The sequence below is a fragment of the Streptomyces sp. WM6386 genome (assembly GCF_000972385.1).
Classification (GTDB): domain Bacteria; phylum Actinomycetota; class Actinomycetes; order Streptomycetales; family Streptomycetaceae; genus Streptomyces.
Window position 1 is genome coordinate 147,720 of sequence record NZ_JXTE01000006.1, and the last position, 22,563, is coordinate 170,282.

A 22,563-nucleotide genomic window follows, 5' to 3' on the forward strand; every position below is an offset into this window, starting at 1 on the left:
GCGTCTCTGGGAAGAGACAAGATGTCTCCGACGGTCTTCGGACGGAGACACGAGCCGCTTGAGCACGCAAAAGGGAGAGCCTGATGTCAGCTGCCGAGGGTCCGCTCGTCGTCGGCGTGGACACGTCCACGCAGTCCACCAAGGCCCTGGTCGTCGACGCGTCGACCGGAAGGGTGGTGGCGAGCGGACAGGCGTCGCACACCGTCTCCTCCGGGGCGGGGCGCGAGAGCGACCCGCGCCAGTGGTGGGACGCCCTGTGCGAGGCCCTGCACCAGTGCGGTGACGCGGCCCGCGAGGCCGCCGCCGTGTCGATCGGCGGGCAGCAGCACGGCCTCGTCACGCTGGACGCGCAGGGCGAGCCGGTACGCCCCGCCCTGCTGTGGAACGACGTGCGCTCCGCGCCGCAGGCCGCCCGGCTCATCGAGGAACTGGGCGGACCGAAGGCCTGGGCGGAGCGCACCGGCAGCGTGCCGGGCCCGTCCTTCACGGTCACGAAGTGGGCCTGGCTCGCCGAGAACGAGCCGGACGCGATCCGCGCGACCAAAGCGGTGCGCCTCCCGCACGACTACCTCACCGAGCGCCTCACGGGCCAGGGCACGACCGACCGCGGCGACGTCTCCGGTACCGGCTGGTGGGTGTCGGCGACCGAGGCGTACGACGAGGAGACCCTCGCGCACGTCGGTCTCGACCCCGCCCTGCTGCCCCGCGTGGTCCGGCCTGGCGAGGTGGCGGGGACCGTGCGCGACGGCCATGACCTGCCGTTCTCCAAGGGCACCCTGGTCGCCCCGGGCACCGGCGACAACGCGGCGGCCGCGCTGGGCCTCGGACTGCGTCCCGGCACCCCCGTGCTGAGCCTGGGCACGTCGGGCACGGTGTACGCGGTCTCCAAGCGGCGCCCCTCCGACCCGACCGGCACCGTGGCCGGGTTCGCCGACGCGCACGGGGACTGGCTGCCCCTGGCCTGCACCCTGAACTGCACGCTCGCCGTCGACCGCGTCGCCGCCCTGCTCGGCCTCGACCGGGAGGCCGTGGAGCCCACCACCGCTGTCACGCTCCTGCCGTACCTGGACGGCGAGCGCACCCCAGCACTGCCGGGCGCCTCCGGACTCCTGTACGGCCTGCGGCACGACACCACCGGCGGCCAGCTCCTGCAGGCCGCCTACGACGGTGCCGTCCACGCGCTGCTGGGCGCGCTCGACCTGGTCCTCGACGAGGACGCGGACCGTTCGGTCCCGCTGCTGCTGATCGGCGGCGGCGCCCGGGGCAGGGCCTGGCAGGAGACCGTACGCCGGCTCTCGGGCCGTCCCGTGCAGATCCCCGAGGCCAAGGAGCTCGTCGCACTCGGCGCGGCCGCCCAGGCGGCGGGCCTGCTGACCGGCGAGGACCCGGCCGCGGTCGCCCGGCGCTGGAACACGACCGCCGGCCCGGTACTGGAGGCCGTGGAGCGGGACGAGGCGACGATGGCGAGGATCTCCGGGGTACTCTCCGACGCGGCTCCGCTGCTGGACAGGCCGGCGGAGACCGGCTGAGACGTCCGCCGCCCGGCAGGCGCGCGGCGGCCCGCTGAGGTCGCCCACCGCCTGACGGGCTCGCGGCGAACCGTATCGATCACCAGAGGACTGGCGGAGGCATGACCGCACCGCTGCACGACGCCCACCCGGCCGGACCGGGGCGCGCGCTGCCCGACACCCAGCAGGGCATGCGCCGCCGCAACCTGGCCCGGGTGATGCACACCGTCAGCGCCGAGGGACCGCTCTCCCGTGCCGCCGTCGCCTCGCGGATCAGGCTGACCCGTGCGGCCGTGTCGACCCTCGTCGACGAGCTCATACGCTCGGGCCTGCTCGAAGAGCTCGGCCCCGAGCGGCCGGGCCGGGTGGGCCGACCCGGGTCGGCGCTCGCCGTCAGCGCGCACGGTCCCGCCGGGCTCGGCGCCGAGGTCGGCGTCGACCACCTCGCGGTCTGCGCGGTCGACCTGCGCGGCCAGGTGCGGGTCCGTGCCGTACGGCACGGTGCGAACCGCGGTCGCTCCCCCGCGCCGGTGATCGAGGAACTCACCGAGCTGATCGACCGGGTCGTCACCGAGGCGGAGGGCGAGGGCCTGTGGCCGACGGGGCTCGCCGTGGCCGTGCCCGGCCTGGTGGCGCGCGACGGCCGTACGGTCGTGCGCGCCCCGAACCTCGACTGGCACGACACGGACCTCGGCGCCCTGCTGCCCACGGCGTTCCCGCTGACCGTGGACAACGAGGCCAACTTCGGCGCCCTCGCCGAACTCTGGCTCGGCGACGGCACCCCGCTCGACTTCCTGCATGTGTCGGCGGAGATCGGCATCGGTGCGGCCGTCGTCGTGGCCGGCGGTCTGCTGCGCGGGACCCGCGGCTTCGCGGGCGAGCTGGGGCATGTGCCGGTGGAACCCGAGGGGCCGCAGTGCCCGTGCGGTGGGCGTGGGTGCCTGGAGCAGTACGCCGGTGAGGAGGCCGTGCTGCGTGCGGCCGGTCTGGAGCCGGGGGGCGACCGGGTCGGGCTGCTCGCGGCGCGTGCCGCCGAAGGGGACGACGACGTACGTCGTGCCCTGCGGGACGCGGGGCGGGCGCTCGGCGTCGCGCTGACCGGGGCGGTCAATCTGCTGGACCCCGAGAACGTGGTGCTGGGCGGTGAGCTGTCCGGGCTCGCACCATGGCTGCTGCCCTCGCTGGAGGCCGAGCTGGCCCGGCGGACGGCGGGACCGCCGTGCCCGGTGTCCGTGTCGCGGCTGGGTCCCGAGGGGCCGTTGCTGGGGGCCGCGCACTCGGTGGTGCGGGCCGTCCTCGACGACCCTGCCGCTGTGGCCGAACGGGCCTGACCCCAGGGCGACTTCGGTCCGGTCCACTCGCCTTGTTCACTCGGCCGAGTGAGCGAGTTTTCCACAGGTCGCAGGCCGTCCACCGAAACACGCTGCTTCCTTCTGCCCAACCCGCAAGCGACGTACCGTGATTCACGCGAGTCGCTCGAGCCGGTGTGCGGCATCCGCCTCCCGTGGTGCTGATCGTCAAGCACTGGCTGCCCGCGCGGGAGACGCACCGCGGTGTGCACGCGCAGCTGAGGGAGACCGCGGCAACCGTCCGTCCCTGACCCGCGTCTCGAACAACACCGCACCACCGAAAGGCGATCGTCCATGGAACGGGCAAGACCGCTGCCGAGCAGGCGACGGCTCCTGAAGGGCGCCGCCCTCACCGCCGTCCCGTACGCGCTGCTGCCGGAGGCGCGCGCCGGAGCGGACGCCCACGCCGTCGACCACGCGCTCGCCGAGTGGCAGCCGGCGACGTCCGCCAACCGCACCTCGGCGAACCGCCCGACGAGCCACCCCATCGACCTTGTGATCATCCACGTGACGCAGACGAGCTACCGCAAGACCCTGGGTGTCTTCCGTAGTCCCGAGAAGCAGGTGTCCGCCCACTACGTGGTCCGTTCCCGGGACGGCAACATTGCGCAGTGCGTCCGGGAGGGCGACATCGCCTGGCACGCGGGGAACTGGGACTACAACACGCGCAGTATCGGCATCGAGCACGAGGGGTGGGTGGACCGCCCTGCCTACTTCACGGACGTCCTGTACGAACAGTCGGCGCGGCTGACGGCCGACATCTGCGCCAAGTACACGATCCCGAAGGACCGGGCGCACATCATCGCGCACCACGAGGTGCCGGGTTCGGACCACACCGACCCCGGCCCGCACTGGGACTGGGAGCGCTATATGAGGCTGGTCGAGCGCGCCGGGCAGTGATGTCGTTCGGGTGACGCCGGTCGAAAAGGTTGTCCGCGCGCGCACCGGGAGTGACGATGTCTCCAGCCGCATCGCCTTTCGGGGAGGCCCAGTTGACCGATCCGTGGGTGGCCCTGGAGCCGGGGGCCGACCCCGCCGAGCGTGCGCGGATGCTGCGCCGGGCGCACGAGACGTTCACCGAGGCGGGTACCGTGCCGCGGCCGGTGCGCCCCGTGGTGGCGGACTCCTGGCGACGTTCCGCGCGGGCCGGTGTCGGGCCCGACGGCAGCGCGAGCGTCGAGCTCATGGACGGCGACCTCGGTGTCTATCGGGCGGAGCATCCGCTGGCCCGGGTGATGCCGCTGTTCCGTGAACTGCTGGGCACCTTCGCGGCCGACGGGGAGCATCTGCTCGCGGTGTGCGACGCGCACGGCAGGCTGCTGTGGGTCGAGGGGCATGCGTCGACCCGGCGGCAGGCGGGGCTGATGAACTTCGTGCCGGGGGCGCGGTGGGCGGAGAACGCGGTCGGGACCAACGCGCCGGGGACGGCGGTCGCCCTCGACCGGCCGGTACAGGTGTTCGCCGCCGAGCACTTCATCCGGCAGGTGCAGCCGTGGACCTGCGCGGCGGCTCCGGTGCACGATCCCCGTACCGGGCGGGTGCTGGGTGCCGTGGACATCACCGGCGGGGACGGGCTCGCGCATCCGCACAGTCTGGGCTTCGTCCAGGCTGTCGCGCGGGCCGCGGAGTCCCATCTGGCGCTGCTCGCCCCGGAGCTGCCCGCGGCCGACCTGCCCGAGCTGACCGCGCTGGGCCGTGACGAGGCCCAGTTGCTCACCGGAGGCCGCCGGATCAGGCTCAGCCGCCGGCACAGCGAGATCATGGTGCTGCTGTCCTGCCATCCGGAGGGGCTGACCGGGGACGAGCTGCTGTGCGCGCTGTACGAGGACGAGTCGGTGACGCCGGTGACACTGCGCGCCGAACTGGCCCGGCTGCGCAGGCTGCTGGGCCCCGGCCTGCTGGCCTCGCGTCCCTACCGGCTCACCGTGCCGGTCGAGTCCGATGTCTCCGTCGTGGAACGGCGGCTGGAGACCGGTGCGGTCACGGCGGCTGCGACGGCGTACTCCGGTCCGCTGCTGCCCGCTTCCCAGGCCCCCTCGGTGGTGCGCCTCAGGCGCCGTATCGCCGACGGCCTCCGTACCGCGTTGATCGCCCGCCGCGACCCTGACCTGCTGGCGGACTGGGCGCACACGCCGTGGGGCGAGGACGACTTCGAGGTGTGGCGGGCTCTGGTGGCGGCCCGTCCGACGGCGGCGGTGCGCTCGCGCCTGGCGGCCCTGGAGGCGGAGCTGTCGTCACCGGACGTACGGCGCCGGGGAGTTGCGGCACCGGGGGCGCTCCGGCCCTGCCCCTGAGGCAGACGGCAACGTAGTTGCAACGTGCCCGTCCCTAGCCTCGCGCAGAGAGCTGCCCAACGGCGGGCAGCGCTGCTGCAGGGAGGCAGACCAGCATGACCCGTTACGCGGCGCCGGGCACCGAGGGCGCGATCGTCTCCTACCAGGCGCGCTACGATCACTTCATCGGCGGCGAGTACGTACCGCCGGCCCGTGGGCAGTACTTCGAGAACCCCTCGCCGGTCAACGGGCAGCCGTTCACCGAGGTCGCGCGCGGAACGGCGGAGGACGTCGAGCGGGCGCTCGACGCGGCACACGCGGCCGCCCCGGCCTGGGGCCGTACGTCGGTGACCGAGCGCTCCGACATCCTGCTGAAGATCGCCGACCGTATGGAGGCGTATCTCGAGCCGCTGGCCGTCGCGGAGAGCTGGGAGAACGGCAAGCCGGTGCGCGAGACGCTGGCGGCCGACATCCCGCTCGCCATCGACCACTTCCGCTACTTCGCGGGGGCGATCCGCGCGCAGGAGGGCTCCCTCGGCGAGGTCGACGACGACACGGTGGCGTACCACTTCCACGAACCGCTCGGCGTGGTCGCGCAGATCATCCCGTGGAACTTCCCGATCCTGATGGCGGTGTGGAAGCTCGCCCCCGCCCTCGCCGCGGGCAACGCGGTCGTCATCAAGCCGGCCGAACAGACCCCGGCGTCCATCCACTACTGGATGAGCCTGATCGCCGACCTGCTGCCGCCGGGCGTGGTCAACATCGTCAACGGCTTCGGCGTGGAGGCGGGCAAGCCGCTCGCGTCCAGCGCGCGCGTCGCGAAGGTCGCCTTCACCGGCGAGACCACGACGGGGCGGCTGATCATGCAGTACGCCTCGGAGAACATCAAGCCGGTCACCCTCGAACTCGGCGGCAAGTCGCCCAACATCTTCTTCGACGACGTATGGGCGCACGACGACGACTTCCGCGACAAGGCCCTCGAAGGGTTCACCATGTTCGCCCTCAACCAGGGCGAGGTGTGCACCTGCCCGTCCCGGGCCCTGGTCCAGCGCGGCCGCTACGCCGAGTTCCTTCAGGCGGCGGTCGCCCGCACCGAACTGATCAAGCCGGGGCACCCTCTGGACACCGACACGATGATCGGCGCCCAGGCCTCCAACGACCAGCTCGAGAAGATCCTCTCCTACCTCGACATCGGTCGCCAGGAAGGCGCGAAGATCCTCACCGGCGGCCAACGCATCGAGTACGAAGGCGAGTTGAAGGGCGGCTACTACGTCCAGCCGACCATCTTCGAGGGCGACAACCGGATGCGGATCTTCCAGGAGGAAATCTTCGGACCGGTCGTCTCCGTCGCGTCCTTCGACGACTTCGACGACGCCGTCAAAATCGCGAACGACACCCTGTACGGCCTGGGCGCGGGAGTCTGGACCCGCGACATCAACACCGCGTACCGCGCGGGCCGCGCGATCCAGGCGGGCCGCGTCTGGACGAACTGCTACCACGCGTACCCCGCCCACGCGGCATTCGGCGGTTACAAGCAGTCGGGGATCGGCCGGGAGACGCACAAGATGATGCTCGAGCACTACCAGCAGACCAAGAACCTCCTGGTGTCGTACTCGCCGAAGAAGCTCGGCTTCTTCTAGAAGCACGAAACGAGGCGCCTGACCTGGCATTTTGCCCGTCAGGCGCCTTCCGCTCGACCTACTCGGAGCGAGGCGCCGTTTACGTTGTAACTCCCAGTTCCTCCCACCCCTATCCCGCTCCCGACCAGCTCTTCCGGACCAGTCACGGACCAAACCCTCAGCTCACAGGCTGTTGGCCCTGGCTGACGCGGTCCCACTCCTGCATGGACTGCTCGATGAGGCGGTTGGCCTGCTCCCGGACCCCGTCCAGGAACTTGGCGTAGTGGCGGAAAAGGAGCCGGTCGTGCCCTACGGCGGAGCCGAGCCCGGCCTGGCCTGCGGCTGGGCAGGCGCATCAGTAGGGGCCACACGCCGTTTCCTCTTCTGGCCGTTTCCTTGCCACCTTCCCCACTGCGTGCAGCTGTCGCGCTGCATGCCTCAAAGACGGGGGAGTTGTCGGCTCGTCGGTGCCGCTGTTGCGGGGGTGCCCTCAATCGTTGCCCGGGCACACGTCCCGGTACGACGCGTCCGGAATGTACGTGTGCCACTCGGCCGCTGTCAGCGTCGTGTTGGTGTGGGCGCAGATCCAGGTGGCGGCGTAGGCGGGGGTCACCCGGTAGCGCTGGACGGGGGCGTGGCGGCTGGTGGCGTAGAGGGAGGTGCCGTCCGTCGTGAAGGCGAGGGAGGTCATGGCTTCGCCGGGTGTGGTGAGGCCGCTGCCGAGGGGCTGCCGGTTCGCGGTGTCCCACAGCTGGAGGGTGCCGGAGTCTCCCGCGACGGCGAGGGTGGCGCCGTCGGGGCTGAAGGCGAGCGCGGCCACGGCTTCCGGGGCGCCGCTGCCGACGGGGTCCGGGAAGGTGTTGGGAAGGACGCCGAGCCGGTGGTGGAGACTGCCGTCCCACAGGGCGACCCGGCCGGACGCGTCACCGACGGCGACCCGGGAGCCGTCCGCGCTGAACGCCACCGCCTCCGTCTCCTGCCCGAGCCCCAGGGTCCGGGACGTGCTGCGGCCGGCGGGCGGGGCCGCCACCCGGTCGCCGCCGACGAGCAGGCCGCCGTCGGGGCGCAGCGCGAGGGCCGTGGCGTCGAGGTTTCCGAGGTCGGCGGTTCGGCGGTGGCTCGCGGTGTCCCACACCTCGGCGTCCGTCGTGCCGGCGGTGGTGTCTCGGACAGCCACGAGGAGGCGTCCGCCGGGGCCCAGGGCGAGTTCCTCGACGGCGGCGGACATGGCGGAGGAGGCCGCGAGGTCCAGCGTCGTCCGTACGCGGGAGCGGCGGACGTCCCACAGGGTCAGCGGCTGTGCCGAGGTGCCGCGGTCCGGCGCGGTGACGCCGTAGGCGAAGGCCGTGCCGTCCGGGCCGAACGTCATCAGCAGGTGGGCGTCCGCGGCCGTCACCGGCCCGGCTTCGTCGGCGGGCACGGGGAACGCGGCGGTGGGCAGGGTGCGCAGGGTACGGCCGGTGGCGGGGTCCAGGAGCCGGAAGACGTAGCCGTCGGGCCGCTGTTCGGCGGTGGCGAGCGTACGGCCGTCGGGGCTGAGCAGTGCGTCGGCCAGTGCCGTGTCCCGCCAGGCGGCGGTGACGGACGGACCCAGGTCGAGGGTGTGGACCGTGCCGCCTTCGAGGTAGCGCAGTGCGGATCCGTGCGGGTCCCAGGCGAGGTCGCCCCGGATGCGGCGGCCGTCGAGGGAGTGGCGGAAGACGGGAGCGTCGGGTGCGGACAGGCGCCAGACGGTGAGCTGTGCCGGGCCGGCGGCGGCGAGGAAGGCGCCGTCCGCGCTGAACGCGACGGACTCCGAGTCCGGGGCGTCGAACGTGGCGGTCTCCCGGCCCGACGCGAGGTCCCACACCCGCACGTCCGCGCCGGAGACCACCGCGAGCCGGTGCCCGCCGAAGTCGAACACGAGACGGGAGTTGTCGTCGTCGCAGCTGCCCGCCCCGCTGTTCTTCGTCCAACCACCGGACAGCGTACGACCGTTGGAGATGTCGTGGATCTGGACGGCGCCGCGGGTGGGGCAGACGGCGACGAGGCGGCCGTCTGCCGTGGTGGCCACGTTCGTCTCGGAGCCCGCCGTCGCCCGGAACAGCAGGCGGCCGTCCGGGAGGGCGCGCAGTTCGACGCGCGGTTCGTTGACGGAGCTGAGCAGGTAGTCGTCGGCGGCGGCGTCGAAGGTGGCGATCTCCGCATCAGAGGCGATCGCCACATCGGGGTCGAGTTCCGCACCCGCGTCGACCGCCGTGCTTCCGGTCCACCGGCCGGTGGCCAGGTTCCACAGCCGTACGCCCGCGTCGTCGTCGAGGGCCAGGACCTTCCCGTCGCGGCTCGCCGCCTCGATGCGCAGACTGTCGACGGGCAGCCGACCGGAGGCGATCGCCCGGTGGGTCACCGTGTTCCAGGTGTGCCAGGTGCGCCCGCTGACGCTCAGCAGGACGCGTCCGGAGCGGACGAGGAACCGTTCGGTACTGCCGCCGCCCGGCCCGGGATCCGTGAACGCGTCGCGCTCGGGCTGGGCCGGCGCGGCGAGCAGTGCCGCCCGGCTCTCGGGGAGCGCGGCGATCCGCCAGGCGGCCAGGCCCAGCAGCATGGCGGTGCGGGGATCGGTGGTGCGCATGCTGTCGGCCACCTCGGCGACCCGCTGGGCGGCCGCCGCCCGGTCGTCCCTCTGCTCGGTGCCGTACTGCTGCCAGGCGACCAGCCCGATCACCAGCGCGAGGGCGAGCAGCGCGGCGGCGGCGGTGACCAGCCGCCGGGTTCTTCGCCTGGTACGGCTCACCGCGTGCCGCTCGTCGTCACGGGCCCGCAGAGCGGCGGTCAGGAACGCGCGTTCGGAAGCGGTGAGGACGGGACGCCATCCGGTGTCCGGCGTCCCGAACAGCTCCACCGCCCGCTCCAGCCGCACCCCCCGGTACAGCGCCCCGCCGTCACGTTCCAGGTCCAGCCACGCCCGTACGTCCTCGCCGAGGCGCCGATGGGCGATCAGCCGCCCCCGGTTCTCGTCGATCCATCGACCGAGCCGCGGCCAGCTGCTGATGAGCGCCTCGTGACCGAGTTCGACCGTGTCGCCGTCGAGGGCGAGCAGCCGGGCGGCGGCCAGTCGCTCGACGACCGCCGGAAGTTCGGGATCGCCCCAGTCGTCCAGTTCCGCGCGCGTGACCGAGCGCCGGGTGTCGGGTACGCCCTCGCCGGGCGTGATCAACCGCAGCAGCAGTCTCTGGGCGATGTCCGCCTGGCCGGGCGACAGCGCTCCGTACGTGTGCTCCGCGGTCGCGGCGATCGCGCCCTGGACGCCGCCGACAGCCTCGTACGCGGCGAGGGTGAGGATACGGCCGCGCCGGCGGCGCCAGGTCTCCAGCAGGGCGTGCGAGAGCATGGGCAGCGCGCCGGGCCGGTCGACGACCTCCTCGACGATCCGGGCGGTCAGCTCGCGTTCGACGACGAGCCCGGCGACGGAGGCGGGCCCGGTGACCGCCTCCCGCAGCTCGGTCGCGGACATCGGCCCGATCAGCAGCCCGCAGTGACGCAACACGTCGGCGAGCCCGGGGTGGTCGGCGCATTGCCCGTAGAAGTCGGCCCGCATGGCGATGACCACGTGCAGCCGGGAGTCCGGCTCCCTGGCCGCCAGCAGCAGGTCGATGAAGCGGGTGCGCTCGGCGCGGTCCCGGCAGATCGTGAAGACCTCCTCGAACTGGTCGACGATGAGCCAGGTGTCGGGGTCGCCGTCCCCGGGCGCCAGCAGGTGGCCGTAGGTGGCGGCGGGCCGCTCACCCGGTGTGAGGATCCGTACGACCGCGGGGCTCTCGCGCTCTCCGGCGGCCTCCTGGACGGCGGGGATCAGTCCCGCCCGCAGCAGCGAGGACTTGCCGCTGCCGGACGCGCCGAACACGGCGGCGAAGCGGCGCTCGCACACGAGGCCGAGCAGCTCGGTGACGAGCCGCTCACGACCGAAGAAGAGCATGCGGTCGCCGGGTTCGAAGCGGGCGAGTCCGCGGTACGGCGACTTCGCGTCGTCCTCGGCGGTGCCCGCGCCGTCACGGGCCGCCGCCTGGACCCCGGCGGTCTCCGCCGCGGCCTCCTTCCAGCGCGCTTCCCACTCGCCCGGGTCCGCGTCGCACGCACGCGCGTAGGCCCGCGTCACCGCCGCCGACGGGAGCCGCTCACCCGCCGCGGCCCGGGACAGGGTCGTCACCGACACACCGGTGTGCTGGGCCATCTCGCGGTACGACGGGCTGCCCGCCTTCTGGCGCAGCAGCCGTAGTTCGTGGGCGAACCGCTGGACCGGACCGGCGTCCGGGTCCACCGGGCGCTCGGGACGACCCAATCGAAGCTCCCAAAAGCAACAAAAGACAGTGCTTCCGGACTATGGCGGAACCGAACGGCATCGGACAACGCCCGGGCCGGTGACCTTGGTCACCGGCCCGGGCTTGGTGCTTCACCGCACTCGGCGGCGTGGTGCTGTCACGCGTGCTCGTAGTAGGACAGGTGGCTCTTCCAGTTGAAGACCGTGTTGGGAATGTACGTACCGCCGGGCGGGGTCACGATGAACTGGTCGTCGAAGTTCTCGGGGTTCGCCTGGTAGGTGAGCCCGTCACAGCTGCCCATCTGGCGCGACTGGGAGTTCTCCACCTCGCCCATGCACTTGCCGTTGTTGGCCATCAGCTCGTCGCCGTCGACGAACCACCACTGGGTGGAGTCGTTGTAGTTGCAGGTCTTGAGGACCGCGTAGCCGGAGGAGGTGTAGCCGAGGCACTTGCTGCCCTGGCCGATCAGGTAGCCCACCGCGCCGTCCTTGTTGTAGTGCGGCGTCTCGGCGACGTCCCAGTTGTAGTACGGCGAGTTCCAGCTGCCCGAGTACAGGTCGTCGTGCACGGGGGAGCCGGAGGCGTGGGAGGGAATGCGGAACTGCAGGCCGTTGGCGATCGGCTGGCCCCGCTTCTCGGCGATGACCGGCTCGACGGACCCGCCGCCGGTGTAGGCGATGGGGAAGGCGCCGAAGTTGTGGCCCATGACGTAGTTCAGCGCGTTCTGGACACTGCCGACCATGTTCGGTCCGGCCCCGCCGATGCGGGCGCCGACGGCCTTGATGGCCTGCCCGGCGCTCTTCAGGGTGGCCCGGACGCCCCTGCCTACGTAGGACTCGTCCAGCTTGTCGAGGCCGGAGAACGTCAGCATCGAGACGGTCGCGTCGAAGAAGGCGCCGCCGACGCTCGTCCAGTTGATGTAGCCGTCGGTCAGGTACTGGAAGGCCAGCGCGCCCACGAACCCGCCGACGAAGGACGCGAACCGCACGCCCCACTTGCAGCCGACCGGCCCGGTGAGCGAGCAGATCAGCGTGGAGGCGAGGATGGTGATGGCGGCGTCCACGGCGATCTCCACCGCCCGCGCCGACAGGTAGGACCACTTGGCCTGTGCCACGTTGTGCAGCTTGCCCGTGCAGTCGGTGACGGCCTCCTTCTTCTTGGCCGCCAGGGTCGCCACCTGGTGCGTGGTGAGCGCGTACGAGGTGGCGGAGACCGTGCCCGTGGAGGAACCGGTGTCGAAGGCCGCGCTCTCGACGACGGGCCCGTTCGCCACCGGCCGTGTCTGGGTGCCGTAGGCGGCCTCGACCGCGTCGACCGTCCCCTCGCAGAGCTGCGTGACCGAGGTGGACGTCCTCCTGGCCGCGTCGGACACGCGACTGCCGATGGAGGCGTCGAGGAGCGTGGCGGCCAGGGCGGTGACGAGCACCGTGATGATCAGTGTGCGTATCGGCACCCGTTGAAGCGGACGCCCGGTGAACCAGGTCAGCACGAATAAGCTCCTTATGGATGCTTTGTCCGGATCGGGAACGCGGCGGTGTGTGCGGGTGCCGCCCGAGGAACCGTCCCTGCCGAGGCCGGCGTACTGAAGACGCCGGATCGCCGAGTGGGGACGGAACACTCCCGATCCTGGGGTGCGAGAAGTTGTTGCTCAATCCCCCTTCCGGGGCGGCAACAACTCGGTGACCTGGGCGAATGCCGGACCCTACGGGTCAGGCTCGTCCGGTCGTACGGACGCTGGGCCGGTCAGGCCTGCTGACTCCTCATGGGGGCGGCAGTGTCACTGGGGCCCTGACGGAGCGACCACCACAGGCCGTCACGCCGGCTCTCACCGGACTTGCACGGACACCCTCGCAGGCGCCGCAGGAACGAAGGTGCACTAATGACCCCCCTCAGCCTTGCCGGCGAAACCGCTCGGCCGCAGTGAGCTGTTCGCCGAAGAAGGAAGGGCGCCTTGTCAGGGAAGGTCCCCGGCAGGCGCCCTTCGCGTCACTCCTCGTCGCGCAGCCGGGCCGCCAAGGAGGTCAGGGGTTCGGTCTCCTCGGTGTGGCCCAGGGCGGTCAGGTGGGAGACGGCCGCGTCGAGGCGGGTGAGGGCGGGGGCGGGGCGTTCCAGGTAGAGGCCTTCCACGGCGCCCGCTAGGCGGACGCACTCGGCCCATTCGCCGGCGTCGTCGTCCCGTCCCGGCTCGCCGAGCAGGGCGAGGGCCTTGTCCAGGGCGATGAGGGCGTCGTCGTACTCGCCGGCGTAGGCGTTGACCCGGCCGTGTTCGTAGGCCAGGGCGGTGTCCAGGGAGCGGCCCTGGGCCTCGTACTCGGCGGCGCGCGCCTCGTCGGCGACGCGGCCCGCGTCGGTGAGGAAGGCGAGCGCGTCGGTCAGGCCGTCGGAGCCCTGCTGCTGGGCCTGGAGCCGGGCGAGTTCGCGCAGGGAGTTGCTGACGTGCTCGAAGCGCGGGGCCCGGGCGTGGGCGGCGAGTGCCTGGTCCGCGACTTCGCGGGCCCGCTCGAACTCGCCGGACTCACCGAGGAGTACGGCGGTCTCCGCGGCGATCATGGCGTGGCTCCCCGGATCGTCGTCCCAGTCGGCCGACTCGGCGGACAGGGTGACGAACTCCGCCGTGGCGGCCTTGAGGTCCTCCCCCGTGTGCAGCGCGCGGGCACGGGTCAGGCGCAGCTGAGCGACGATCCGGTCGTTCAGCTCTCCGGTGGTGACGTCCGGTTCGGCCAGCAGGGAGTCGAGCAGGGCGATGCAGTCCTCGACACGGCCCAGGTCGAGGCTGAGCTGGGCCGCGTTGCTGTAGGTGCAGAACGCGTCCGTCCGGCTGCCGCGGCGAAGTTCCAGCTCGGCGGAGCGCGTCAGATGCCGCAGTGCCTCGTCGGGGCGGCCCAGGTACATGCAGGCCTGGGCGACATCCCCGTGGAGGCGGGCGGTGTCGACCGTGTCGGCGGGCCAGTCGGCGGCCAGTCGCAGGGCCTCGGACAGGTCCGCGTGCGCGGCCTGCGCGGCCTGGAGGCCGAACTGGAACCGGCCCCGCAGTCCGAGCGTGCGGGGCAGGTGCCAGGCGGGGCCCTGCGCCTTCAGCCGGTCCAGGAGCGCGTCGATCTCGGTGACCGCGGTGGGCAGGTTGCCGGAGATGGCGTGGGTACTGGCGCGCAGCAGCAGGGCGCCGGAGATCTGCCCGTCGAGGGCGTGCCGGGTCGCGAACGCGAGCAGCGCTTCCACCTCGGCGAAGACCGGTGCGACATGGGCCTCGCTGCCCGACGTCTGCAGGCGCAGGGCGAGCGCGGTCGCCCTCAGCCGCAGCAGGCGGGCCTCATGGTGGGGGGCGAGTCCGGGCGTCTCCTCATGGAGGCGGACGATGGACGCGTGCGCGGCGGTCAGCGACGCGGCCTTCGCCCCGGCTCCGTCGGCGCTCTCCCCTTCGCCGCTCTCCCCCTCGGCCCGCTCCGCGGGGATCTCGGCGGTGGCGAGCAGGGCGCAGGCGCGGGCGAGCGCCGCGTGACCCGGCAGTCCGGCGTCGTCGTACAGGGCCGCGGCCTCCTCGTGGAGGGCGGCGGCGTCGGCGAACTCGTCCTTCTCGCCCGCCCGGTTCCCCTCGTCGGCCAGCAGGTCCGCGCGCAACCGCAAGAGCGAGCCCACGGCCGGGTCGTCGGGGTGGGTGTAGTCACGGGCGGCCACGAGCGCGCGCAGCCGCGCCCAGCAGGCATGTGCGTCCGGGTGCCCCTCCTCCTCGGCCGTTCGTGCCCTGAGGATGAGTTCGGGCAGCGCGTCGGGGACGGCGGCGGCCGTACGGACGACGGGCGCGGCGACCGGGGAGGCCGGGCTCGCGTCGTCGAGGCTGCGGGGCCGCAGGGTCAGTTCCAGCGCGTCCAGGAGCGGGGCCTGGTCGAGCCGGGCCCTGCGGCGGTCGGCGTGGGCCGTGGTTCCGTTACGGGTGTCGAAGCGGGCGGCGAGGTCGTCGGCGCGCTTGCGGACCTCGGCGCGCAGACCGGAAACCGTCCAGGTGCGGCCCGCGTATCCGACGGTGGGCAGTTCGCCGTGGCCGAGGGTTTCCACGCGCTGGAGGAGGACCTCCACGCCGGTGAGGAAGCCGAACTGGTCCAGCGGCGAGTCGACCTCGTCGAACTGGTTCCGGTTCTCGGCGAGCAGTTCCAGACCGCGTGCCTCGTTGCCGGTGAGCGCGCAGAACTCCAGGTGCCGGCCGACCTCCTCGGACATCGAGGGGTTGCGGCGGCAGGCGCGGTAGCCGACGAGATGCAGTTCGCGGGCCCGGTCGGTGCGGCCGGTACGCAGCAGGGGCAGCAGCGCGTACGAGGCGGAGCGGGCCGGCTCCTCCTTGCAGGACTCCTTCCCGGCCAGGACGGGCTCCCAGGCGCGCAGGGCCCGCTCGTCGTCGCCCGCCCTGAGGTGGTACCGGGCGCGCTGGCAGATCTCGCAGGCCTCGCAGTCGCTGAGCCGGGTGCGGGTGCGGCCCGCCCACAACTCGTAGGCGAGGTTGGTGTCCTCTCCGATGTGGACGGCGAGCTGGTACGCCTGTCCGTAGTAGGGCTGGAGGCCGAGGTCGGCCTTCTCGTACCGGTCGCGCATCTCCGTCAGCCACTGGCGCAGGCTGGTCAGGGGTATCTCGGGCAGCTGACGCAGCGCGTGGGACACCCACTTGAACCGCCAGAACAGCATGTGCCGCAGGCGCTCGTCGAAGATGTCGGGCTGCTCGTCGAAGAGGGTGAGCAGACGCGCGAAGACGACGGGCGACTTCCGGGGTTCGGAGCCGTAGGTGTACGCCTCCTGGAGTTCGAGGAGTGCGTGGATGAGGACGGCGGGGTCCTCGAACTGCTCGGCGGCGTCGACGAGTTCCTCGGCGGTGACGGTGCGGGTACGGCCGTACGGGCGCCGGTCGTTCTCCTGGAGCGCCTGGAACAGTTCGTCCGTGTTCTGAGGGAGGGGTGCGGTCGGCATCGTCAGCTGTCCTTGCGCAGGGCGTGGGCGAGAAGGTCGAGGAAGGAGCGGTTGATCAGGCTCGACTCGGCGGGCCTGAGCGGACGCCGGGACAGCATCGCGGCCTGTCCGTAGAGGGCTTCGGCGCTGGTGCGGGCCAGCTCGGGCTCGTCGATGGACACGGCGGTGCGGACGAGCGGGTTGAGCTGGTTGAGGATCAGCTGGGCCCGCGGCGCCTCCTGGCGCAGGGCGCCGAGGATGTCTCCCCACAGACCGCCCTCCTGCTCACGGGCGAGCTGGGAGCGGGTGCGCTCGTGCCGGGCCTCGCGGCTGTCCACCAGCAGGGCGGGTGCGGAGGCGGGCTGGAAGGTGCGCAGCGCGACATCGCAGTCGAAGACGGACAGGGCGTCGCGGGCCTGGGCGAGGTAGGCCGCGGCGGCCAGTTCCGTCTCCCGGTCGACGGGGTCCAGATGGGCGGTGAGGGTCGCCGGGTCGAGGTCGGCGACGCTGGCCTCGGGCCTGATCTCGGGCAGCCGGTGGACCAGTTCACGGTCGTAGGTGTAGCCGCCGTTGACGACGCCCAGTCCGGCCGCCGAGGCGATCGCCGCGACCTGTCGGAACTCCTCCACGCTCGACGTCACGAGCACCGTGCGGTGGGTGCGCGCGAACTCGTCGAGGGTGCAGTGGCCGTCGGTGGTCTCGAACGGCAGCCAGGGCAGCAGCATCCGCAGGATCTCGTCGTCGTGCACCGCGAGCGACTTCACGGCCAGGTGGTGGGCCTGGAGGAAGCGGTGGAGCAGGTCCGGGTCGCTGGCGGCGGCCCGGGCGATCCATGCGCGCAGCCGCTCGGCGAGGGCGTCGCGGACGGCTGCAAGGGTGTCGTCCTCGTACAGGGACTCGCGGGAGGCCGTCGGGCGCAGGCTCTCGGCGTCGACGACGCAACGGACGAAGAAGGCCCACTCGGGCAGGATCTCCTCGGCCTGCTCGGACAGCAGCATGCCTTTGACGTGCACCCGGTGGCCGTGCCGGCGCCCGGCCGGCACCGCCTCGGGCAGCACGCACGCGATGCCCTTCAGACCCACGGCGGGCAGGTCCAGTTCGATGGTGTCCAGCGGCGTGAAGCCGAAGACCTCCTGGCCGTACGCGGCCAGAGCGCGGGAGCGGGCTCCGGGGGTGGGGTGGGTGCGCGCCCAGGGCGCGGGCTCGGGATTGATGGCCGCGCCCTGGCCGCCCGTGCCGTCGTCGAAGGTCAGCGGGTGGCGCAGCAGGGAGCCGAAGTGCCGGGCCAGCGTGTGCACCTGGGCCGGGCGGGTCCACTCGCCCGCGTCGGTGCGCGGCGTCAGCGTGACGGTGGTGCCGGGGCGGGGGTGGGCGGAGGCGGGGAGCGTACGCACGGTGTAGCTGCCGTCGCCGCGTCCCCGCCACTCCACCGCCGGGGCGTCCGGAGTGCGGGCGGAGCGGCTCAGGACGTGGATCTCGTCCGCGACCAGGAAGCAGGAGAGCAGGCCGATGCCGAATTGGCCGATGAAGTCCGCGCGTTGCTCGGCGATCCCCTCGGCGCGCTTGCTGCTGCGGCCGATCGTGGCGAGGAAGGTGTGTACGTCGTCCTCGGTGAGACCGACGCCGTCGTCCTCGACGCGGACCACCGAGCCGTCAGCGTAGAGGCGGATGCCGAAGGCGCCGTGGGGCTCGATGGCGTGCCGTGCGGTGAGGGCGTCGACCGCGTTCTGCATCAGTTCACGCAGGTAGACGCGGGGGCTGGAGTAGAGGTGGTGGGAGAGCAGGTCCACCAGGCCGCGGAGGTCGACCTGGAAAGTGCGGTCGGTGGCGGCTTGGTGGGCGGAGGTGTCGCGCAGGGGCATGAGGCAGTCCGGAGTCGAGGGAACGGCAGGGGTGGTCGGTGGTCCGCGGGGCCGGCCGGAGACGGGCGTCGACGGCGTGGCCGGTGCAGCCGCGGTATGGCCGGTGGCTCAGAAGGCCTTGCGGAAGCGCGCGTACGCCGTCTCCGGGTCCGCCATGAAGGTCCACGGCCACTGGGTGATCACACCCTCCAGCTCGCGGAAGACATTGGAGGCCGTGCTGCTGCCCGCCAGCGAGAGGGCCATGGCGAAGGTGTTGTAGTCGCCCTGCCAGCCCAGGCGGCGCTCGTAGGCGTGATGCAGGATGCTGCGCTCCGCGGCCTCTCTCAACTCGGCCCGGATCCGGGGCTGTTGCAGACACTCGGGGTCATCGGACTCCACCCAGTCCTCGATATGTGCCATGGCGATGACACAGCCGAGCCGGTGCCCGTCGGGCGCGGCGGCGCAGGCCTTCCGGGCGAACTCCAGGGCCTGGCCCGGCTCTCCGCCCCAGCGAGGCTGCAGGTGCGACACCCACTCCAGATGGATGTCCAGGTTCAGCGGATCACGGCGCAGACCCGCCGCGAGCCGGGCCTCCTGGACACTGTCGTCGACGGACATGCCGCGTCCCGAGGTGAGTAGATGGCGCCACGGTGTGACCCAGCCGGGCCGCAGCTCGGCGGCCTCGAGCAGATGCTCCTCGGCGATGCGCAGCCGCTCGTAGAAGGTCTGCCACTGCTCGCGACCGACGTCCACGGCACGGGCGGACGTGCGTGCCTCCCAGCCCCAGGCGACATGGCGCGCACCCGATATCAGCAAGGCGGTTGCCCGGAGCTCCTTGTCGTCCCTGTCCTCCTCGGCGGCCCGGACGATCCACTCCTCCACACCGTCCACATCGGTCAGTTGCCCCAGGACCGCCTGTTCGCGGCCGAGGTCGAAGGGGGCCAGCGCCGCTTTGACCGCCGTCCAGTCGCCCGCGTCGGCCGCCTCGACCAGCGCGAGCACCCGAGCGTCCCCCAGCGCGCGCAACGCGTACGTCCCGTGCTTCTGCTTGCGCGGCGGAAGGGCATGCGGGTGCGCCGCCGTTCTCTCCGCACCGCTCCCGAACAGCTTGCCCAACATGCCGCGCCCTCCCGTGGTCCCGCGTGATCGTCCGGTGCAGCATAAGGGCCCCCACCGACACCGCTTCCACAGGGTTTTCACCGGTGCCCCAAGGTCCGGACACGGTGTTCAGGCCGCACGGCGCCACACCCGCGAAGGCCGTCTGGCCAGGGAAAATGATCATCAGGGCCGGAGTGACACGTTCCATCTCGTATGACAAGACGGCCCCTTGAGGTTGCCTGATGGCAACCCTATGGTTACGCAGGGCCTGGCGAGGCAGCCGGGCCCACGGAGCATCACGTCACCGTCGCCGTGAGCTGGGGGGCTCGGCGATGGGGCGGACATGCACCGACAGAACGGCACAGACGCGTGTCAGGACGAGGCGGTCCTGTCCCCCGAGGTGGCCCTCAGGGAGATGCTCGACTCCCAACAACGGTCTCTCGAACGGCATTTCTCGGAAGTACAGCACGCGCGCAGCCTCTTCTCCGAAATTGTGGAGCAGTTGGCGGTCGCCCGCGTCGGTGAAACGGATCTCGCCCAGGCGAACGTTCTGAACGGTTCGGCGGAGATATCCCGCGCCCTGGAAGAAGCCGTGGGTCTGGCCCGTTCCGAGGTGATCGGAATGCATCCCGGAATTCCCATTTCTCCGGAACGGCTCGCGGAAGGCCGGGTCCGGAACAAGAAACTGCTGGACCGCGGTGTCGCCATGCGTTCCATGCATCTGACGGCGATGCTGCGCACCTCGTTCGGACCCGCTCATCTGCGGGATCTGGAGAGCGCGGGGGCAAGTGTCCGTATCGCCGCGGTACTTCCCGCCCGGCTGGTTATCGCGGACCGGCGGGTGGCCTTGGTGTCGACCCCTTCCATGGAACAGGCAGGATCCGCCCTACGTCTGGAATGCGGCGCTTTCCTGGAAATCCTGACCCGCTTCTTCGACCACCTCTGGGACCATGAGGCCGTCCCTCTCACTCCTGCCGTCGAAGGCGCTGTGGAGGGGGAGGACGAGGCCGACGAGGAGAGCGGCGGCGACCGGCTGACCGGCCGCGAACAGGCCCTGCTGCGGCTCATGGCCAAGGGTCTCAAGGACGAGGCCATCGCCCGCGACCTGGGCGTGTCACCGCGCACGCTGCGCAGGCTCATCGCCGACCTGATGCGTCGGCTCGACTGCGAGAGCCGCTTCCAGGCCGGAGTCGAGGCCACGGCCCGCGGCTGGCTGGACGCCGCCCCGCACGACTGACACGCACTCACCTCCCCTCCCCCGCCCCCTCCTCGCACCTCGTCGCACCCCGGCGGCCCACTGGGCCGCCGGGGTCTTCCGTATGCGCGCCGGCCATCGAGGGCAGGACTGACCTGGAGTGGCCATGGCCGCACGAGGTCAACCCGAATCCCTGGACGCGGATGCCGCGGTCGGCGAGCATTTCGAGCGAAAGATTCGTACGACAGACAAAGGGACGCCTGCCGTGGATCAGCGCAAGAGCCGCAACAAGTACAACAGCAAGAAGTCGGCGTGGATGGCGGCCTTCGGGCTCGCTCTGGCCATTTTCGCCGTGGCCACTCCGACGTTTTCCGGATCCTCCGCCGCGACCGACGTACGGGCCGCCCAGCCGTCGGCCGTTCTGCTCGACACCTCGTGGCCGGCGCCCACGCCGTAACACCACGAAACGCATCGGGACGAGCAGAAAACGAATGTGGGGCGGGAGACGCATGCTTCTCAGTGAAGAGCAGGAAAGAGAATACCGGGACCGGGGATTCGTCGTGGTCGACTCCCTGTTCACCCCGGACGAGGTGGAGTCACTGCGTGAGTCCTTCCGCCGGGACGGCGAGATACCCGGCGAGCACCGCATCGTCGAGGACGACGGACGCGCTGTCCGCGCGGTGTACGCCTCCCACCGGCGGCAGCCGGAGTTCGCGGCCCTGGTGCGGCACCCGGGAGTCCTGGGGCCCGTGCGCCGGCTGCTGGGGGCGGAGGTCTACGTATACCAATTCAAGATCAACGCGAAGCCGGCGATGGGTGGCGGCGGTTGGGCCTGGCACCAGGACTTCGCGGCCTGGCGCATCGCCGACAACCTGCCCGCGCCGCGCCTGGTGAACGTGGGTGTCTTTCTCGACGACGTCACGGAGTTCAACGGGCCGGTCATCTTCGTGCCCGGCTCGCACCGCGACGGTCTCGTGCGCAGCGGCCGCACGCGGTCCGACGCCAGGTCCGCACAGCACCTGGACCCCGACGACATCGCGCTCAAGCCCGCCGACATGGTCGCGCTCGCCGCCGAGCACGGAATGGACAGCCCCAAGGGCGCCGCGGGTTCGGTGATCTTCTTCGATCCCGAGATCGTCCACGGCTCCGCGCCCAACATGTCGCCGTTCGACCGCAGGCTGCTGATCCTCACGTACAACGACGTGACCAACGAGCCCCGGCCGCTGGGCGAGCCCCGGCCGGACCATGTCGTCTGCCGGGACACCACTCCCCTGCGCGTCCTCGACGACGCACCCGTTCTCGCGGGCGTCGGGGAGGCGGTGTGACCGAGCGCGGACGCAGCCGTGCCGTGGTGCTCGAGGAGTTCGGACGCCCGCTCGCCCTGCGCGACTTCGAGCTGCCGCGACCGCCCGAGGGCGGCATGGTCGTCGCCGGCCGCTACGGCGGGGTATGCGGTACGGATCTGCACCTCCAGCAGGGGCATCTGCCGGTACCGGTGCCCCTGGTCCTGGGCCACGAGGGGCTCGGCACCGTGCACACCCTCTCCCCCGGCACCCATCTCGACGCCTCCGGCGCTCCACTCGTGCCGGGCGACGAGGTGATGTGGGCGTCCTCGCTCGCCTGCGGCACCTGTCCGCCCTGCCGGCTGCAGCGTGAGCCGACACTGTGCGAGCAGCGCCGCACCTACGGGGTGAACCGGCCGGCATCCGGGGCGTATCCGCTCGCCGGGTCCTGGGCCGACCACATCGTGCTGCACCCCGGCACCACCGTGGTCAAGGTCCCGGACGAGGTAGGGGCGTTGGCCGCGATGTCGCTGGCCTGCGCGGGGCCGACCATGGTGCACGCCTTCTACGAGCGCAGGCCGGTCCGCGTCGGTGAGACGGTCGTCGTCCAGGGATCCGGTCCCGTCGGCCTCGCCGCCGCCGCGCTCGCCCAACTCGCCGGAGCCGCCCGGGTGATCCTCGTCGGCGGCCCCGCGCAGCGGCTGGAGCTCGCGGCCCAGGCGGGCATCGGCGACCACCACGTCAATCTGGTCGAGGCCGCCGACACCGACACCGCGCTCGCGGAGGTCCGCCGGCTCACGGGCGGCGGGGCCGGCGCGGACCTCGTCGTCGAGTGCACCGGGGTGCCCGGAGCCGTCGGGCAGGGGCTCGGGCTGGCCCGGCGCGGAGGCTCGTACCTGATCGTCGGCCAGTACACCGACAGCGGCGACACCCTGATCAATCCGCACCAGATCGTGTACCGGCAGCTCGACGTCGTCGGTTCCTGGGCGTTCACCGGCGCCCATCTCGTCGAGTACGTACGGCTGTTGCCCGCCCTGACGCGCCGGTTCGCGTTGGCGGACCTCGTGACCCAGTACGCGCTGGCGGACCACGGGCAGGCGCTGGCGGCCGTCGCCGACGGCTCGGTGATGAAGGCAGTTCTGGCCGGCGGCGACCGGTTCTGACGGG

The 22,563-nt window shown here is 72.0% G+C and carries 14 protein-coding genes; 9 read left to right on the forward strand and 5 right to left on the reverse strand.

The window, feature by feature from the left end:
- Positions 1-83: 83 nt before the first annotated feature.
- From xylB to TN53_RS05725, 5 genes are all read left to right on the forward strand, one after another.
- Positions 84-1,529 carry a xylulokinase gene (gene xylB / locus TN53_RS05705; RefSeq protein ID WP_046257249.1) on the forward strand — a complete coding sequence of 482 codons (1,446 nt, stop codon included), beginning with the start codon at positions 84-86 and terminating at the stop codon, positions 1,527-1,529.
- Between the two features lie 101 nt (positions 1,530-1,630).
- Positions 1,631-2,839, forward strand: a complete 1,209-nt coding sequence (locus tag TN53_RS05710) for an ROK family transcriptional regulator (protein WP_046257250.1) — start codon at positions 1,631-1,633, stop codon at positions 2,837-2,839.
- Positions 2,840-3,151: 312 nt separating this feature from the next.
- A complete protein-coding gene (locus TN53_RS05715; protein ID WP_046257251.1) occupies positions 3,152-3,757 on the forward strand; it encodes an N-acetylmuramoyl-L-alanine amidase in 606 nt (201 codons plus the stop codon).
- Positions 3,758-3,849: 92 nt separating this feature from the next.
- Positions 3,850-5,151 carry a GAF domain-containing protein gene (locus TN53_RS05720; protein WP_046257252.1) on the forward strand — a complete coding sequence of 434 codons (1,302 nt, stop codon included), beginning with the start codon at positions 3,850-3,852 and terminating at the stop codon, positions 5,149-5,151.
- 95 nt (positions 5,152-5,246) lie between these two features.
- The gene (locus tag TN53_RS05725; RefSeq protein ID WP_046257253.1) at positions 5,247-6,770 is read left to right on the forward strand and encodes an aldehyde dehydrogenase family protein; all 1,524 of its coding nucleotides are present in this window, start codon (positions 5,247-5,249) and stop codon (positions 6,768-6,770) included.
- 469 nt (positions 6,771-7,239) lie between these two features.
- Here TN53_RS05725 and TN53_RS05730 read toward each other — a convergent pair whose 3' ends face one another.
- From TN53_RS05730 to TN53_RS05750, 5 genes are all read right to left on the reverse strand, one after another.
- Positions 7,240-11,067 (reverse strand): helix-turn-helix domain-containing protein, encoded by a 3,828-nt coding sequence (locus TN53_RS05730; RefSeq protein WP_046257254.1) that lies wholly within the window; start codon positions 11,065-11,067, stop codon positions 7,240-7,242.
- 137 nt (positions 11,068-11,204) lie between these two features.
- Positions 11,205-12,500 carry an RICIN domain-containing protein gene (locus tag TN53_RS05735; protein ID WP_159038100.1) on the reverse strand — a complete coding sequence of 432 codons (1,296 nt, stop codon included), beginning with the start codon at positions 12,498-12,500 and terminating at the stop codon, positions 11,205-11,207.
- A 533-nt stretch (positions 12,501-13,033) separates the two neighbouring features.
- Positions 13,034-16,000: a hypothetical protein gene (locus TN53_RS05740; RefSeq protein WP_046257256.1), complete on the reverse strand. Its 2,967-nt coding sequence runs from the start codon at positions 15,998-16,000 to the stop codon at positions 13,034-13,036.
- A gap of 2 nt (positions 16,001-16,002) precedes the next feature.
- On the reverse strand, positions 16,003-17,841 hold the full coding sequence (locus TN53_RS05745) for an HSP90 family protein (RefSeq protein ID WP_046257257.1): 1,839 nt from the start codon (positions 17,839-17,841) through the stop codon (positions 16,003-16,005).
- Positions 17,842-17,949: 108 nt separating this feature from the next.
- Positions 17,950-18,939 carry a hypothetical protein gene (locus TN53_RS05750; protein ID WP_046257258.1) on the reverse strand — a complete coding sequence of 330 codons (990 nt, stop codon included), beginning with the start codon at positions 18,937-18,939 and terminating at the stop codon, positions 17,950-17,952.
- Between the two features lie 322 nt (positions 18,940-19,261).
- Between TN53_RS05750 and TN53_RS43985 the strand changes: the two genes are divergently transcribed.
- From TN53_RS43985 to TN53_RS05770, 4 genes are all read left to right on the forward strand, one after another.
- Entirely contained in the window at positions 19,262-20,155 is an 894-nt protein-coding gene (locus TN53_RS43985) for a helix-turn-helix transcriptional regulator (RefSeq protein WP_052745142.1), read from the forward strand.
- Positions 20,156-20,378: 223 nt separating this feature from the next.
- Positions 20,379-20,570 (forward strand): hypothetical protein, encoded by a 192-nt coding sequence (locus TN53_RS47195; protein ID WP_046257259.1) that lies wholly within the window; start codon positions 20,379-20,381, stop codon positions 20,568-20,570.
- Positions 20,571-20,622: 52 nt separating this feature from the next.
- Positions 20,623-21,438, forward strand: a complete 816-nt coding sequence (locus TN53_RS05765) for a phytanoyl-CoA dioxygenase family protein (RefSeq protein ID WP_046257260.1) — start codon at positions 20,623-20,625, stop codon at positions 21,436-21,438.
- Positions 21,435-22,559, forward strand: coding sequence for a zinc-binding dehydrogenase (locus tag TN53_RS05770; RefSeq protein WP_046257261.1), 1,125 nt, complete (start codon positions 21,435-21,437; stop codon positions 22,557-22,559). The genes TN53_RS05765 and TN53_RS05770 overlap by 4 nt, the downstream gene beginning before the upstream one ends.
- The last annotated feature ends 4 nt before the right edge of the window (positions 22,560-22,563 follow it).

What these genes read in the sequence shown, in the direction of transcription:
- TN53_RS05715 (WP_046257251.1), top strand. Translation starts at nt 3,152, where the DNA reads ATGGAACGGGCAAGACCGCTGCCGAGCAGGCGACGGCTCCTGAAGGGC.
- TN53_RS05725 (WP_046257253.1), top strand. Translation starts at nt 5,247, where the DNA reads ATGACCCGTTACGCGGCGCCGGGCACCGAGGGCGCGATCGTCTCCTAC.
- TN53_RS05710 (WP_046257250.1), top strand. Translation starts at nt 1,631, where the DNA reads ATGACCGCACCGCTGCACGACGCCCACCCGGCCGGACCGGGGCGCGCG.
- TN53_RS05750 (WP_046257258.1), bottom strand. Translation starts at nt 18,939, where the DNA reads ATGTTGGGCAAGCTGTTCGGGAGCGGTGCGGAGAGAACGGCGGCGCAC.
- TN53_RS05745 (WP_046257257.1), bottom strand. Translation starts at nt 17,841, where the DNA reads ATGCCCCTGCGCGACACCTCCGCCCACCAAGCCGCCACCGACCGCACT.
- TN53_RS05740 (WP_046257256.1), bottom strand. Translation starts at nt 16,000, where the DNA reads ATGCCGACCGCACCCCTCCCTCAGAACACGGACGAACTGTTCCAGGCG.
- TN53_RS05765 (WP_046257260.1), top strand. Translation starts at nt 20,623, where the DNA reads ATGCTTCTCAGTGAAGAGCAGGAAAGAGAATACCGGGACCGGGGATTC.
- TN53_RS43985 (WP_052745142.1), top strand. Translation starts at nt 19,262, where the DNA reads ATGCACCGACAGAACGGCACAGACGCGTGTCAGGACGAGGCGGTCCTG.
- xylB (WP_046257249.1), top strand. Translation starts at nt 84, where the DNA reads ATGTCAGCTGCCGAGGGTCCGCTCGTCGTCGGCGTGGACACGTCCACG.